This is a genomic window from Flavivirga aquimarina (assembly GCF_030540835.1).
Taxonomy (GTDB): Bacteria; Bacteroidota; Bacteroidia; order Flavobacteriales; family Flavobacteriaceae; genus Flavivirga; species Flavivirga aquimarina.
Window position 1 is genome coordinate 1 of sequence record NZ_JAUOEK010000092.1, and the last position, 1,079, is coordinate 1,079.

Genomic DNA, 1,079 nt, shown 5'->3' on the forward strand with positions numbered 1-1,079 from the left:
TTTTCATAACACTTTGAAAAAGTGTACTTTCGAAAAATGGGAGAACATATTTTTAAAAGGCATAATAAGACGTTATTGTTATATCACTTGGTTTTTCCATTGAAGTATAGGCAGTTGGTTATAACAGAAGAGATAGGTGAAAGTTTAAAGCGAATATGTCTGGATATTTCAGAGCGTTATGAAGTACATTTTATAGAGATAGGTCATGAGCCAGACCATGTTCATTTTTTAGTTCAAAGTGTTCCAGGCTATTCTGTTTCGAAAATGATAAATATGCTAAAAAGTATTACGGCAAAAGAACTGTATAAAAGGTTTCCAGAGATAAAGGCAAAGTTATGGGGTGGAAAATTCTGGACAAGTGGGTTTTATGCAAATACGGTTGGTCAATACGCCAATGAAGAAGTTATAAGAGCTTATGTCAAAGGTCAAGGAAAAGAGAAAGAATATAAAAAATTACACACAAATCAATTAACGTTATTTTGATACCTCGATCGCTCTGCGTCGGGGTAGTTCATTTAAAAGTTGATTATCATTCTGTTCCCTTTTTGTAATAATCGTTAGAACGTCATTGTGAGGAGCTAGCCTGAACTGAGCGGAGTCGAAGTGTCACAATCTGTTCATTAATAACCCAAATCACAATCAAAGCAAACAACAAATTAGGTTACCCTGTTTTGCACAACTATTATCAATGCAAAAATAATTTTTAGAATGCGACCATAAGCTTTTTCAATAGAAAAAAGCATGAGAATTTGTAAGCAACTTACCTCAAATCGAAATGTTAAACCAATCAAATGACTTCTTAATTTTCTAACGATCAGACAACTTTTCTCATAGTGTAAACAAATAAACAGATTTAAGGTAATTTATCATTGCTGTCCACTTAAAACAAATTGATAGACAGTTGTTTATATTTTAGTTCATTGACATTATTGTAATCTAACCCGTTGTGCATTTAGGCGATATTAACTTTTAAGTTATTAATATTCCTATTAAACACGAACTTATTGATAAACTGGACTACTGTCATTGCTGTGATTTTGGACAAGATTCTATTTTTGAATCCATCAAAAGATTTAGCA

1 protein-coding gene and 1 pseudogene are annotated in these 1,079 nt (G+C 32.0%); one reads left to right on the forward strand and one right to left on the reverse strand.

Features of this window, described 5'->3' with window-relative positions; all coding sequences use genetic code 11:
* Window positions 1-36 precede the first annotated feature (36 nt).
* A complete protein-coding gene (gene tnpA / locus Q4Q35_RS08215) occupies window positions 37-483 on the forward strand; it encodes an IS200/IS605 family transposase (protein ID WP_303277483.1) in 447 nt (148 codons plus the stop codon).
* Between the two features lie 469 nt (window positions 484-952).
* On the opposite strand, the pseudogene Q4Q35_RS08220 reads toward tnpA, so the two are convergent.
* Window positions 953-1,079 (reverse strand): annotated as a pseudogene (locus tag Q4Q35_RS08220) (IS982 family transposase); the annotation flags it as partial.